At 57.7% G+C, this 12032-nt stretch carries 13 protein-coding genes and 2 tRNA genes; 13 read left to right on the top strand and 2 right to left on the bottom strand.

What is annotated here, in order from left to right; all coding sequences use genetic code 11:
• Positions 1–81: 81 nt before the first annotated feature.
• The 3 genes from pomA to greA all read left to right on the top strand — a co-directional run bounded on the left by pomA (position 82) and on the right by greA (position 2379).
• The gene (gene pomA / locus PG900_RS14600) at positions 82–840 is read left to right on the top strand and encodes a flagellar motor protein PomA (protein WP_011707085.1); all 759 of its coding nucleotides are present in this window, start codon (positions 82–84) and stop codon (positions 838–840) included.
• 8 nt (positions 841–848) lie between these two features.
• Positions 849–1748, top strand: coding sequence for a flagellar motor protein MotB (locus PG900_RS14595; RefSeq protein WP_017409291.1), 900 nt, complete (start codon positions 849–851; stop codon positions 1746–1748).
• Positions 1749–1902: 154 nt separating this feature from the next.
• Entirely contained in the window at positions 1903–2379 is a 477-nt protein-coding gene (greA, locus tag PG900_RS14590; protein WP_011707083.1) for a transcription elongation factor GreA, read from the top strand.
• Positions 2380–2426: 47 nt separating this feature from the next.
• Here greA and PG900_RS14585 read toward each other — a convergent pair whose 3' ends face one another.
• Both PG900_RS14585 and yhbY read right to left on the bottom strand, forming a co-directional pair.
• On the bottom strand, positions 2427–3020 hold the full coding sequence (locus tag PG900_RS14585) for a PilZ domain-containing protein (RefSeq protein ID WP_113994140.1): 594 nt from the start codon (positions 3018–3020) through the stop codon (positions 2427–2429).
• Between the two features lie 104 nt (positions 3021–3124).
• Positions 3125–3421: a ribosome assembly RNA-binding protein YhbY gene (yhbY, locus tag PG900_RS14580; protein ID WP_005298134.1), complete on the bottom strand. Its 297-nt coding sequence runs from the start codon at positions 3419–3421 to the stop codon at positions 3125–3127.
• 97 nt (positions 3422–3518) lie between these two features.
• On the opposite strand from yhbY, the gene rlmE reads away from it, so the two are divergent.
• The 10 genes from rlmE to nusA all read left to right on the top strand — a co-directional run bounded on the left by rlmE (position 3519) and on the right by nusA (position 12027).
• Positions 3519–4148, top strand: a complete 630-nt coding sequence (gene rlmE / locus PG900_RS14575; protein ID WP_011707081.1) for a 23S rRNA (uridine(2552)-2'-O)-methyltransferase RlmE — start codon at positions 3519–3521, stop codon at positions 4146–4148.
• A 45-nt stretch (positions 4149–4193) separates the two neighbouring features.
• The gene (ftsH, locus tag PG900_RS14570) at positions 4194–6143 is read left to right on the top strand and encodes an ATP-dependent zinc metalloprotease FtsH (protein WP_219312235.1); all 1950 of its coding nucleotides are present in this window, start codon (positions 4194–4196) and stop codon (positions 6141–6143) included.
• 62 nt (positions 6144–6205) lie between these two features.
• Positions 6206–7051: a dihydropteroate synthase gene (gene folP, locus PG900_RS14565; RefSeq protein ID WP_270831702.1), complete on the top strand. Its 846-nt coding sequence runs from the start codon at positions 6206–6208 to the stop codon at positions 7049–7051.
• Between the two features lie 14 nt (positions 7052–7065).
• Positions 7066–8400, top strand: coding sequence for a phosphoglucosamine mutase (gene glmM, locus PG900_RS14560; protein WP_016351721.1), 1335 nt, complete (start codon positions 7066–7068; stop codon positions 8398–8400).
• Positions 8401–8531: 131 nt separating this feature from the next.
• Positions 8532–9296: a triose-phosphate isomerase gene (tpiA, locus tag PG900_RS14555; RefSeq protein ID WP_011707077.1), complete on the top strand. Its 765-nt coding sequence runs from the start codon at positions 8532–8534 to the stop codon at positions 9294–9296.
• Positions 9297–9623: a preprotein translocase subunit SecG gene (gene secG, locus PG900_RS14550; RefSeq protein ID WP_010633113.1), complete on the top strand. Its 327-nt coding sequence runs from the start codon at positions 9297–9299 to the stop codon at positions 9621–9623.
• A gap of 7 nt (positions 9624–9630) precedes the next feature.
• Positions 9631–9715, top strand: a tRNA-Leu gene (locus PG900_RS14545).
• Positions 9716–9807: 92 nt separating this feature from the next.
• Positions 9808–9884: transfer RNA gene (locus PG900_RS14540), tRNA-Met, on the top strand.
• Between the two features lie 167 nt (positions 9885–10051).
• Positions 10052–10510, top strand: a complete 459-nt coding sequence (rimP, locus tag PG900_RS14535; RefSeq protein ID WP_016351719.1) for a ribosome maturation factor RimP — start codon at positions 10052–10054, stop codon at positions 10508–10510.
• 14 nt (positions 10511–10524) lie between these two features.
• Positions 10525–12027 carry a transcription termination factor NusA gene (nusA, locus tag PG900_RS14530; RefSeq protein WP_011707075.1) on the top strand — a complete coding sequence of 501 codons (1503 nt, stop codon included), beginning with the start codon at positions 10525–10527 and terminating at the stop codon, positions 12025–12027.
• Positions 12028–12032: the final 5 nt, after the last annotated feature.

The following is a 12032-nucleotide window of genomic DNA, read 5'->3' as shown; positions in this document are numbered from 1 at the left end:
AACCCTTGCCGCTGATGAGCCAATAGCAGAAAATTCAACAAACTGCAGATACAACAAATTTCAGCTGACAGGAGTAAGGATGTGGATTTAGGCAGTCTGATAGGCATAGTGCTGGGGTTCGGGGTGGTGGTGTACGGCATGCTGCTGGGTGGCCCCATGAGCATGTATGTGGATATGCCCTCGGTCTATATCACCATTTTGGGTTCTCTGTTCATCTGCATGATGAAGTTCAACCTCGGCCAGTTTTTGATGGCGTTCAAGGTGGCCGGCAAGGCATTCATGTACAAGGGGGACAAGCTCGATGACCTGATTGCCAAGGCGGTGGAACTGGCGGACGCGGCCCGCAAGGGGGGCTTCCTGGCCCTGGAGGCGGCGGAGATCCCCAATACCTTCATGAAGAAGGGCATCGACATGCTGGTGGATGGCCATGACGCCGACGTGGTACGGGCCGTGATGGAGAAGGACATCGAGCTGACCTCGGAGCGCCACGTCATCGCCGTCAAGGTGTTCCGCTCCCTGGGGGATCTTGGCCCCGCCATGGGGATGATCGGTACCCTGGTGGGGCTGGTGGCCATGCTGGCCAACATGAGCGATCCCAAGTCCATCGGCCCGGCCATGGCGGTGGCCTTGCTCACCACCCTGTACGGGGCGATCGAGGCCAACATGATCGCCATCCCCATCGCCGACAAGCTGGAGCTGCGCAGTGGTGAGGAGCAGCTGAGCCGTACCCTGATCCTCGACGCCATCATGGGCATTCAGGATGGCCAGAACCCGCGGGTGATCCAGGCCATGCTGCAGAACTACCTGAACCAGTCCAAACGCAACAACGGGACCGAATAGGAGCGCGCATGGCAAAGTGCAAATGCCCACCTCCCGGTCTGCCCGGCTACATGGGAACCTTCGCCGACCTGATGTCGCTGCTGATGTGCTTCTTCGTGCTGCTGCTCTCGTTTGCCGAGATGGACGTGCAGAAGTTCAAGCAGATTGCCGGCTCCATGGAGAAGGCGTTCGGGGTGCAGAATATTCTCGAGGTGAAGGACATCCCCAAGGGAACCTCCGTCATCGCCCAGGAGTTCAGGCCGGGTCGCCCAGAGCCGACCCCCATCGATACCATCATGCAGCAGACCATGGACATGACCCAGACCGAGCTGGATTTTCAGCCCGGCGATGCCGATCAGGCCGGCGGTCATGACAAGAGCGAAGAGAAGCTGGTGGGGGGCGACACCCAGCAGGAGGCGCAGAAACAACAGCAGCAGGAGCAGTCCAACGCGCTGGCCAAGGCGCTGGCGGATCAGATGAAGGCGCAGATCCAGGATGGCGCCATCGAAGTGGAAGCGCTGGGCCAGCAGATCATCATCCGGATCCGGGAAAAAGCGGCCTTCCCGGCGGGTTCCGCCTTCCTGCAGCCCCAGTTCTGGCCGGTGGTGCGCAAGGTGGCGGCTCTGCTCAAGGATGTGCCCGGCGAGATCACCGTCTCGGGCCATACCGATGATGCTGCCACCGAGGATGAGCTGTTCCAGTCCAACTGGGAGCTCTCTTCTCAGCGGGCGGTGGCGGTAGCCCACCAGATGATCAAGGTGCCGGGCTTCGATGGCGGCCGGCTGGTGGTACAGGGCATGGCCGATTCCCAGCCGCTGGTGCCCAATACCAGCCCGGAAAACCGGCGCATGAACCGGCGGGTGGAGATCTCCATCATGCAGGGCAAACCGACGGTGTCAGCCCCGATCAGCGCGCAGGAACAGAAATAGTTCCGGCAAATTCTGATGAGAAAGCGCGATCCCGCTCGCAGGGACTGACATGGATTTTGTGCCGGCTTCATATTAAGATGCCTCATCCGAACCGACAGCTGCGGCTCTCTCTGATAGCCGCAGCTTCTCTTTTCAAGCAACCCAGGTTTCGACTATGAATCATACTCCGATGACTGTTCGCGGCGCTGAAAAGCTGCGTGAAGAGCTCGAATATCTCAAGACCGAGCTGCGTCCGCAGATTATCGAAGCGATTGCAGATGCCCGTGAACATGGTGATCTGAAAGAAAACGCCGAATACCATGCTGCCCGCGAGCAGCAAGGCTTCTGTGAAGGCCGTATCCAGGAAATCGAGAGCAAGCTCTCCAACGCCCAGGTGATCGACATCACCAAGATGACCAACAATGGTCGCGTCATCTTCGGGGCAACCGTGACTCTGCTCAAGAGCGAGACGGAAGAAGAGGTGGTCTACCGTATCGTGGGTGACGACGAGGCGGACATCAAACAGAACATGATCTCCGTGAATTCCCCCATCGCCCGTGCCCTGATCGGCAAGGAAGTGGACGATGTGGCCATCGTCAAGACGCCGGCAGGCGATGTGGAGTACGAGATCCTGGAAGTTGCCTACCTCTGAGGTAGGTGGATGCCAGAACAGGGGAGCCCCGGCTCCCCTGTTTGTATTTAGCGGGGCTGGTAAGCCTGGGTGAAGGCGTCCTGATGACGCTGGAACATCCAGTTGCGCAGCAGTTCAAGGTCCGCTTTGGCCATCTGGAAATGCAGTGCCCAGCCCTGGATGCCGTTGCGACGATGAATGTGTCTGACCAGCTCTGCGCTGAGCGGCAGGGGAGCGAGATCCTCAATGAGCAGGCTGCCCGTCAAGGTGGCGCCGACGGTCAGTCCGGGCGGCAGGCCCTCGACGACCAGACCATCGAGCGACAGGCTGTGCACCAGATACTCGTGCTCACCCATCCTGAAGCTGGCCTGCTCGTCCAACCGCCAGGTGCGCGGATGGGGATAACCCAGCTCCTTGATGACGGGGGCGGCGATGCGTGGCTCGACAAAGCCATCATCCCCTTGAGTGAAGCGCAGCGGAAAACGGAGCTGATGCCCGGCAAAACGGGCTTCCAGCACCAGCTGGTCGGCGCGTTGCAGCAGGCCTAGCAGGGGAGTGGCGAGATAACCGCTCAGGGATTGACCGGCGGCCGTCTCCTGATCGCTTCCCAAGTCCCGTAGCATGGCCAGTTCATCTTCGGTGAGAATCTGATGGTGATCCATAGCGGGTATCCACGAGTATTCATCGCAGGTTAAGGGCCTGGCGACTACTTTGGCAAGCGACTTGGGAAGAGGGGAAATGAAGGAAAGAGCGATGCTCTTTCCTGTTACTTGCGGGGCAGTTGGATTTTCGGCTCGTTGGCTTGACGATAGATGGTCAGCACGTGGCCGATGCTCTGTACTTTCACCGCGCCGGTTTCACGGACGATGGCATCCATAACCAGCTGTTTCATCTCACGATCTTCAGACGCAACCTTAACCTTGATCAGCTCGTGGTGGTTGAGCGCCAGATCGATCTCGGCCAGCACACCTTCGGTCAGACCGTGTTGTCCCAGCAGGACGACCGGCTTCAGACTGTGGGCAAGGCCCTTGAGGTACTGTTTCTGTTTATTGTTGAGAATCATGGCAATTTCTTCATAAGTCAGGGTTGAAAGGGGCGTATTCTACCCCCACTTAGCCCTTAATACTAATAACCCTTGTGGTTTTTTAAAGTCGACGATCATGACCCAGAAAAAACATTCCCCCAGTTCAACCCGCTGGTTAAAAGAGCATTTTGACGATCAATACGTCAAAAAAGCCCAGAAGTTGGGACTGAGATCCCGTGCCGTGTTCAAGATCGACGAGATCCAGGGCAAGGACAAACTGCTCAAGCCGGGCATGACGGTGGTGGATCTGGGGGCGGCCCCCGGTGGCTGGTCCCAGTTTGCCATCGACCAGGTCGGTGACAAGGGCCGAGTGATCGCCTGCGATATTTTGCCGATGGATTCCATCGCCGGTGTCGATTTCCTTCAGGGCGACTTTCGGGAGGAAACTGTACTGGGCGCTCTGCTTGAACGGGTAGGTCCGGACAAGGTTGACGTCGTCATGTCCGACATGGCACCCAACATGAGCGGTACCCAGCAGGTGGATCAGGCCCGTTCCATGTATCTGGTCGAACTGGCGCTGGACATGTGCAATCAGGTCCTGCGGGCCAACGGTAGCTTCGTGGTCAAGGTGTTCCAGGGGGAGGGGTTTGATATCTATCTCAATGAAATCCGTAAACTTTTCACTGCCGTCAAGATTCGTAAACCAGACTCGTCTCGTGCCCGTTCACGAGAAGTCTACATTGTGGCTACCGGTTTTAAACTGTAGTACCCTAACCTTCATCGTTAACTGTCAGTCTGCGAGGTTACTGATTTGAGTGACATGGCGAAAAACCTAATCCTGTGGCTGGTCATCGCCGTCGTGTTGATGTCGGTGTTCAATAGCTTCAGCCCCAGCGATACCACCAGTCGCCAGCTGGACTATTCCAGCTTCGTTAAAGAAGTGACCCAAGAGCAGATCCGTGAAGTGCGGATGGATGGCAAGGTCATTAATGGCGTCAAGCGCACCGGTGAACGCTTCACCACCATCATCCCGGCGCCGGATCCCCAGCTGCTCAACGATATGCTCAATCACAATGTCAAAGTGATGGGCGAGAAGCCGGAAGAGCCGTCTCTGCTGACGTCCATCTTCATCTCCTGGTTCCCGATGCTGTTGCTGATCGGTGTCTGGGTCTTCTTCATGCGTCAAATGCAGGGCGGTGGTGGCAAGGGTGCCATGTCGTTCGGCAAGAGCAAGGCTCGCCTGATGAGTGAAGATCAGATCAAGACTACCTTTGCCGACGTGGCTGGCTGTGACGAAGCCAAGGAAGAGGTGAAGGAGCTGGTCGACTATCTGCGTGACCCGAGCAAGTTCCAGAAACTGGGCGGCAAGATCCCGACCGGCGTGCTGCTGGTAGGTCCTCCCGGTACCGGTAAGACCCTGCTGGCCAAGGCCATTGCGGGCGAGGCCAAGGTACCCTTCTTTACCATTTCGGGTTCAGATTTCGTCGAGATGTTCGTGGGTGTCGGTGCCTCCCGGGTTCGCGACATGTTCGAGCAGGCCAAGAAGTCTTCTCCCTGCATCATCTTCATTGACGAGATCGATGCGGTCGGCCGCCAGCGTGGCGCCGGTCTGGGCGGTGGTCATGACGAGCGTGAGCAGACCCTGAACCAGATGCTGGTCGAAATGGATGGCTTTGAAGGCAATGAAGGCATCATCGTCATCGCCGCCACCAACCGTCCTGACGTACTGGACCCGGCCTTGCTGCGTCCGGGTCGTTTCGACCGCCAGGTCGTGGTCGGTCTGCCGGATGTGCGTGGTCGCGAACAGATCCTGAAAGTGCACATGCGCAAGGTGCCGTTGGCGGATGACGTCAATCCGGCGTTGATTGCGCGCGGTACGCCCGGTTTCTCCGGTGCTGACCTGGCCAACCTGGTCAACGAAGCCGCCCTGTTCTCGGCCCGCGAGAGCCGTCGTGTGGTCTCCATGGCCGAGTTTGAAAAGGCCAAGGACAAGATCATGATGGGCGCGGAACGTCGCTCCATGGTGATGAAAGAGTCCGAGAAAGAGATGACTGCCTATCACGAAGCCGGTCACGCCATCATTGGTCGTCTGGTGCCGGATCATGACCCCGTCTACAAGGTCTCCATCATTCCGCGCGGTCGTGCGCTGGGTGTGACCATGTACCTGCCGGAGCAGGATCGCTGGAGCCACTCCAAGCAGCATCTGGAGTCCATGATCTCCAGCCTGTACGGTGGCCGTCTGGCGGAAGAGCTGATCTACGGTGCCGAGAAGGTATCGACCGGTGCGTCCAACGACATCGAGCGTGCCACCGACATCGCCCGCAAGATGGTGACCCAGTGGGGCATGTCCGAGCGTCTCGGCCCCATGCTCTACGCGGAAGAAGATGGCGAGGTGTTCCTCGGTCGCAGCATGGCCAAGGCCAAGCATATGTCCGATGATACTGCGCGCGTCATCGATGCCGAGGTCAAGCAGGTCATCGATCGCAACTACGCCCGCTCCAAGCAGATCCTGCTGGACAACATGGACGTGCTGCACAGCATGAAAGATGCGCTGATGAAGTACGAGACCATCGATGCCAAGCAGATCGACGATCTGATGGCTCGCCGCGAAGTGCGTGCCCCCAGCAACTGGCATGATGAGCACGGTGATACCCCGCAAGGCGGTGCCACGGTTGCAGCAGAAGCCAAGCCGGCGGTAGCCGAGACCGAGCAGGTGGCCGATGTCGATATCGACAAGGCCAACGATGTGCCGGCCAAATAAATCGTGATGATACAAACCCCGGGCTGGCCCCGGGGTTTTTCTTTATGTCAACGGAAGTAACGATGCAGCTAACCAGCAAGGGGCTAAGCCTCTCCCTCGAACGTCCCCACGTGATGGGGATCCTCAATGTGACACCGGACTCCTTCTCCGACGGCGGTCATTTCAATCAGCTGGAGCGGGCGATGACCCATGCGCGCCAGATGGTGGCGGAGGGGGCGACCCTCATCGACATCGGTGGCGAGTCGACCCGTCCTGGAGCTCCCGATGTGAGCGAGCAGGAGGAGCTGGACAGAGTGATTCCCGTGGTGGAGCGCATGGTCGCCGAGCTGGAGGTGATGATCTCCCTTGATACCTCCAAGGCGGCGGTGATGCGGGAAGGCTGCGCGGCAGGTGCCCATCTTATCAACGACGTACGAGCCCTGCTCGAGCCGGGGGCTCTGGCCGCGGCCGCCGTTGCCGACGTTCCTGTGTGCCTAATGCACATGCAGGGGCAGCCGAGAACCATGCAGGCAGAGCCGCATTATGACGATCTGCTGGGGGAGGTGAGGGCTTTCTTCGACGAGCGGATCGCCGCCTGCCTGGCAGCGGGAATAGAGAGGGGGCAGTTGTTGCTGGACCCTGGTTACGGTTTTGGCAAGACACTCGCACACAACTATCAGCTGCTTGCGCAGCAGGAGAAGTTGCTCGATTACCAGCTTCCGCTCTTGGTCGGTATGTCGCGAAAGTCTATGATAGGCAACCTGCTTGGTCGCCCGGTTGATGAACGGCTGGCTGGCAGTATGGCCTGTGCACTCATCGGGATGCAGCGTGGTGCCCGGATCATTCGGGTGCACGATGTGCGAGCGACCATGGATGCCTTGCGTACCGGTTGGATGGTTATGACGGGACAAGATTTCATATCCAAATAAAACGAGAACAGACAATGGCAAGAAAGTATTTTGGCACCGACGGTGTACGCGGCAAGGTGGGTGAATACCCGATCACCCCGGATTTCGTGATGAAACTGGGCTGGGCTGCGGGCAAGGTGCTCTCCAAGAAGGGTACTCGCAAGGTGTTGATCGGCAAGGATACCCGCATCTCCGGCTACATGCTGGAGTCCGCACTGGAGGCGGGCCTGTCCGCCGCGGGTCTCAAGGCCATTCTGATGGGCCCCATGCCCACCCCGGCCGTCGCCTACCTGACCCGCACCTTCCGGGCCGAAGCCGGCATCGTCATCAGCGCGTCCCACAACCCCTATTACGACAACGGCATCAAGTTCTTCTCCGCCGACGGTACCAAGCTGCCTGACGAAGTCGAGATGGCCATCGAAGCCGAGCTGGACCACGAGCTGAAGTGCGTGGAGTCCGCCGAGTTGGGCAAGGCACTGCGCATCGACGATGCCGCCGGTCGTTACATCGAATTCTGCAAGAGCACTTTCCCCTCCAATCTGAGCCTGGAAGGGCTGAAGATGGTGGTGGACTGCGGTCATGGTGCGACCTACCACATTGCGCCTTCCGTGTTCCGTGAGTTGGGGGCTGAAGTGATCGCTATCGGTTGCAGCCCGGATGGTCTCAACATCAACGACGGTGTCGGTTCGACCGCCCCCGAAGCCCTGGCGGCCAAGGTGCTGGAGTGCAAGGCAGATCTGGGGGTGGCCTTCGATGGTGATGGCGACCGTCTGGTGATGGTGGACAACACCGGCTATATCATCGACGGCGACGAAATCCTCTATATCATTGCCCGCGATGCATTGCGCAATGGTCGCCTCAAGGGCGGTGTAGTGGGTACCCTGATGGCCAACATGGGTCTGGAACTGGCGCTGCAGACTCTCGGCATCCCGTTTGCCCGCGCCAAGGTGGGTGACCGCTACGTGTTGGAGATGATGAACGAGAAGGGCTGGCGCATCGGCGGCGAGAACTCCGGTCACATCATCTGCCTGGATCAGACCACTACCGGGGATGGCATCGTCGCCGCCCTGCAGGTACTGACCGCCATCTGCACTGCCGAGATGCCGCTGGCCAAGCTGCGCTCCGGCATGAACAAGTTCCCGCAGGTGCTGGTCAATGTGCGTTTTGCCGAAGGCAAGGATCCGCTGGCGGCCGACGCCGTGCAGCAGGAAGTGGCCAAGGTGGAACAGGAGCTGGCCGGTCGTGGTCGTGTGCTGCTGCGCAAATCTGGCACCGAACCCCTGATCCGCGTGATGGTGGAAGGGGAACATGAACAGCAGGTGCGTGATATGGCCCAACGCATCGCACAACAGGTCGAATCGGCGTTTTAATGAACAAAAAGGGCGGCTTTTAAGCCGCCCTGGTTGTATCTTGTTCAAACGATTCGAAAATTTGAAAATAGCGCTTGTCAGCTGACAATCCTCTGGATATTATCAGCCCCGCTTTCGCAAGGGAGTTGCCGATGGGACATCGCAAGCCGTTTGTAGCAGCCAACTGGAAGTTACACGGTAGTAGGTCGCAGTTAGAGCAGTTTACTGGTCAATGTCTGAAGGGCGTTGATGAACGAGTAGACGTGGTCTTGTGTCCATCCCATGTGCATCTCGACTTTACGGCCGCACTGCTCGGTGAGCAACGGACAATGAAGTTGGGGGCTCAGAATGTGAGTCAGCACAGACAGGGCGCTTACACGGGGGAAATCTCGTGTCAGATGCTGGTCGAGGCAGGGTGTCGATACGTACTGGTAGGGCACTCCGAGCGCAGGCGTCTCTTTGGTGAGACCAGTTTTATCGTCGCAGAGAAGTTTGCGGCAGCCAGAGCGGCAGGTCTGATTCCCATCCTCTGTTTGGGTGAATCAGGGGCAGCGAGGCAGGCGAGAAGAACCTTCGAGGTGATCGCCGAAGAGCTGGACATAGTCATAGAGAAAAATGGCGCGATGGCTTTCGATAATGCTATCATCGCCTACGAGCCGATTTGGGCTGTAGGTACAGGTAAATGCGCCACACCCGAGCAGGCACAAGAGGTTCATTCCTTTATACGTGGTCGCTTGGCGGAGGATACTCCGGTCATAGGTGAGAAAGTCAGAATCATCTATGGTGGGAGCGTGACGCCGGCCAATGCGAGAGAGTTGTTTGCCCAGCCCGACGTTGACGGCGGCCTGATTGGTGGAGCAAGTCTCGATGACCAGACGTTTTTAGGAATTGTTGAAGCGGCAAAGGGTGCAAGTTAAATGTACGAGATTCTTTTGGTCGTTTATCTGCTGGTGTCACTGGCTCTGATTGGTCTGGTGATGATTCAGCAAGGTAAAGGGGCTGACATGGGCGCCTCCTTCGGCGCAGGGGCATCGAATACCGTATTCGGCTCCGGTGGTTCAGGCAGTTTCCTGACCCGCACAACAGCGATTTTGGCTACTCTGTTTTTCTTGATTAGCTTGGTGCTTGGATCTATGTCCAGCAACAAGGTCAAACAGGGTAGTGAATGGGAAAATCTGCAACAAACCCAACAGGTTGAGCAGAGCAAAGCGCCAGTCAAGAAAGACACTGACGTTCCCGAGTAAGAGTTTTGCCGTGGTGGTGGAATTGGTAGACACGCTATCTTGAGGGGGTAGTGCTCTAGGGTGTGCGGGTTCGAGTCCCGCCCACGGCACCAATTAAGCAGTGAGCCCGGGTAACCGGGTGTATTATAGCCAGTCAGTCTTGTGTGACGAGGGTGAAGTGGCTATAATCTCGCACGATTTCGGACGCGGGGTGGAGCAGCATGGTAGCTCGTCGGGCTCATAACCCGAAGGTCGTCGGTTCAAATCCGGCCCCCGCAACCAAATTTCACGCATTTCCTACGCTCAGGAAGGCGGTCGCTGCGAGGCGACAATCAGGGTAAAGCGCCAAGCCCCGATTTGACATCGGGGCTTTTTGTTATGTGCAATTTACTCTGAACCAATTTCTATCTGGGCTTTATGCCCTTTTTTTGTTTTTTCGGAGGGTGACTTTGGCTACGTTGGAACAACGTTTGACCGATCTGCTCGAGGCTCCTGTCGTTGCCTTGGGCTTTGAACTGTGGGGTATTGAGTTTATCCGTGCGGGTAAACACTCCACCTTGCGCGTCTATATCGACGGCGAGCATGGCGTGAGCGTCGAGAACTGTGCTGAGGTCAGCCATCAGGTTGGCGCCATCATGGATGTCGAAGATCCCATCACCGAGGAGTATTACCTCGAGGTGTCTTCCCCGGGTCTGGATCGTCCCCTGTTCAAGGTTGCCCAGTTCGAAAAATACGTTGGCCAAGAGGCGGCGGTAACGCTTCGGATGGCAACAAACAACCGCCGCAAGTTCAAAGGCGTAATCAAAGCTGTGCAGGGCGACATGATCACCCTGACGGTAGATGGTAAGGACGAAGTGTTGGCTTTCACCAATATCCAAAAAGCGAACATAGTGCCGAACTTTGGTTAACGAGGCTATCGGATATGAATAAAGAGATTTTGCTGGTCGTTGACGCAGTTTCCAACGAGAAGGCGGTACCCCGCGAGAAGATTTTCCAGGCTCTGGAAACCGCGTTGGCGACAGCGACCAAGAAAAAATACGAAGGCGAGATTGAAGTTCGGGTCGAGATCGATCGCAAGACCGGTGACTACGACACTTATCGCCGCTGGGTGGTCATTGCAGATCAAGCTGCGATGGAAAACCCCTACGCCGAGATTACCCTGGAAGCTGCCCAGATCGAGCAGCCAGAAATCCAGATCGGTGAATACGTTGAAGATCAGATCGACTCTGTCACCTTCGACCGCATCACCACCCAGACTGCCAAGCAGGTCATCGTGCAGAAAGTGCGCGAAGCCGAGCGTTCCCAGGTCGTTGACCAGTTCAAGGACAAGGAAGGCACCATCATCAGCGGCGTGGTCAAGAAGAGCAACCGCGACAACGTGATCCTGGATCTGGGCAGCAACGCCGAAGCCGTTATCTTCCGCGACGACATGCTGCCGCGCGAGACCTTCCGCCCGGGCGACCGCATCCGTGGTCTGCTCTACGCCGTGCGTCCGGAAGCCCGTGGTTCCCAGCTGTTCGTCAGCCGTTCCAGCCCGGACTTCCTGAAAGAGCTGTTCCGCATCGAAGTACCGGAAATCGGTGAAGAGATGATCGAAATCATGGGCGCAGCCCGTGACCCGGGTTCCCGCGCCAAGATCGCGGTGAAGACCAACGATCGTCGTATCGACCCGATCGGTGCCTGTATCGGCATGCGCGGTGCCCGCGTTCAGGCGGTCTCCGCCGAGCTGAGCGGCGAGCGCGCCGACATCGTGCTGTACGATGACAACCCGGCCCAGTACGTGATCAATGCCATGGCGCCTGCCGATGTGGCCTCCATCATTGTTGATGAAGACAACCACACCATGGACATCGCCGTGGAAGCCGCCAACCTGGCCCAGGCCATCGGCCGCAACGGTCAGAACGTGCGTCTGGCTTCCCAGCTGACCGGTTGGGAGCTGAACGTGATGACCGTCGAGGACATGCGTGCCAAGCACCAGGCCGAGAACGACCGCATCCTGACGCTGTTCACCAGCACTTTGGACATCGATGACGATTTCGCCAGCCTGTTGATGGAAGAGGGTTTCTCCACTCTGGAAGAGATCGCCTTCGTGCCGGTCAACGAGCTGCTGGCCATTGATGGCCTGGACGAAGACATGGTGGAAGAGCTGCGCAAACGCGCCAAGGATGCTCTGACCACCAAGGCTTTGGCCAAAGAAGAATCCTTTGAAGGTGTAGAGCCTTCCGAAGAACTGCTCAATCTGAACGGCCTTGGCCGTGAAATGGCGTACGCACTGGCCGCTCGCGGCATCGGTACCCTGGAAGATTTGGCAGAGCAAGGCATCGATGACCTTGCTGATATTGAAGGGCTGACGGCAGAGAAAGCCGGTGAGCTGATTATGGCTGCTCGTAATATCTGTTGGTTCGGAGAAGAGCAGTCTGAGTAAGATCA

The sequence above is a fragment of the Aeromonas sp. QDB03 genome, assembly GCF_027707985.1.
Lineage (GTDB): Bacteria > Pseudomonadota > Gammaproteobacteria > Enterobacterales > Aeromonadaceae > Aeromonas > Aeromonas hydrophila.
The sequence above is the reverse complement of the archived record's forward strand: the minus strand, read 5'-3'. Positions and strand labels throughout refer to the sequence as shown.

What these genes read in the sequence shown, in the direction of transcription:
- PG900_RS14595 (WP_017409291.1), top strand. Translation starts at nt 849, where the DNA reads ATGGCAAAGTGCAAATGCCCACCTCCCGGTCTGCCCGGCTACATGGGA.
- greA (WP_011707083.1), top strand. Translation starts at nt 1,903, where the DNA reads ATGAATCATACTCCGATGACTGTTCGCGGCGCTGAAAAGCTGCGTGAA.
- PG900_RS14585 (WP_113994140.1), bottom strand. Translation starts at nt 3,020, where the DNA reads ATGGATCACCATCAGATTCTCACCGAAGATGAACTGGCCATGCTACGG.
- yhbY (WP_005298134.1), bottom strand. Translation starts at nt 3,421, where the DNA reads ATGATTCTCAACAATAAACAGAAACAGTACCTCAAGGGCCTTGCCCAC.
- rlmE (WP_011707081.1), top strand. Translation starts at nt 3,519, where the DNA reads ATGACCCAGAAAAAACATTCCCCCAGTTCAACCCGCTGGTTAAAAGAG.
- folP (WP_270831702.1), top strand. Translation starts at nt 6,206, where the DNA reads ATGCAGCTAACCAGCAAGGGGCTAAGCCTCTCCCTCGAACGTCCCCAC.
- glmM (WP_016351721.1), top strand. Translation starts at nt 7,066, where the DNA reads ATGGCAAGAAAGTATTTTGGCACCGACGGTGTACGCGGCAAGGTGGGT.
- tpiA (WP_011707077.1), top strand. Translation starts at nt 8,532, where the DNA reads ATGGGACATCGCAAGCCGTTTGTAGCAGCCAACTGGAAGTTACACGGT.
- secG (WP_010633113.1), top strand. Translation starts at nt 9,297, where the DNA reads ATGTACGAGATTCTTTTGGTCGTTTATCTGCTGGTGTCACTGGCTCTG.
- nusA (WP_011707075.1), top strand. Translation starts at nt 10,525, where the DNA reads ATGAATAAAGAGATTTTGCTGGTCGTTGACGCAGTTTCCAACGAGAAG.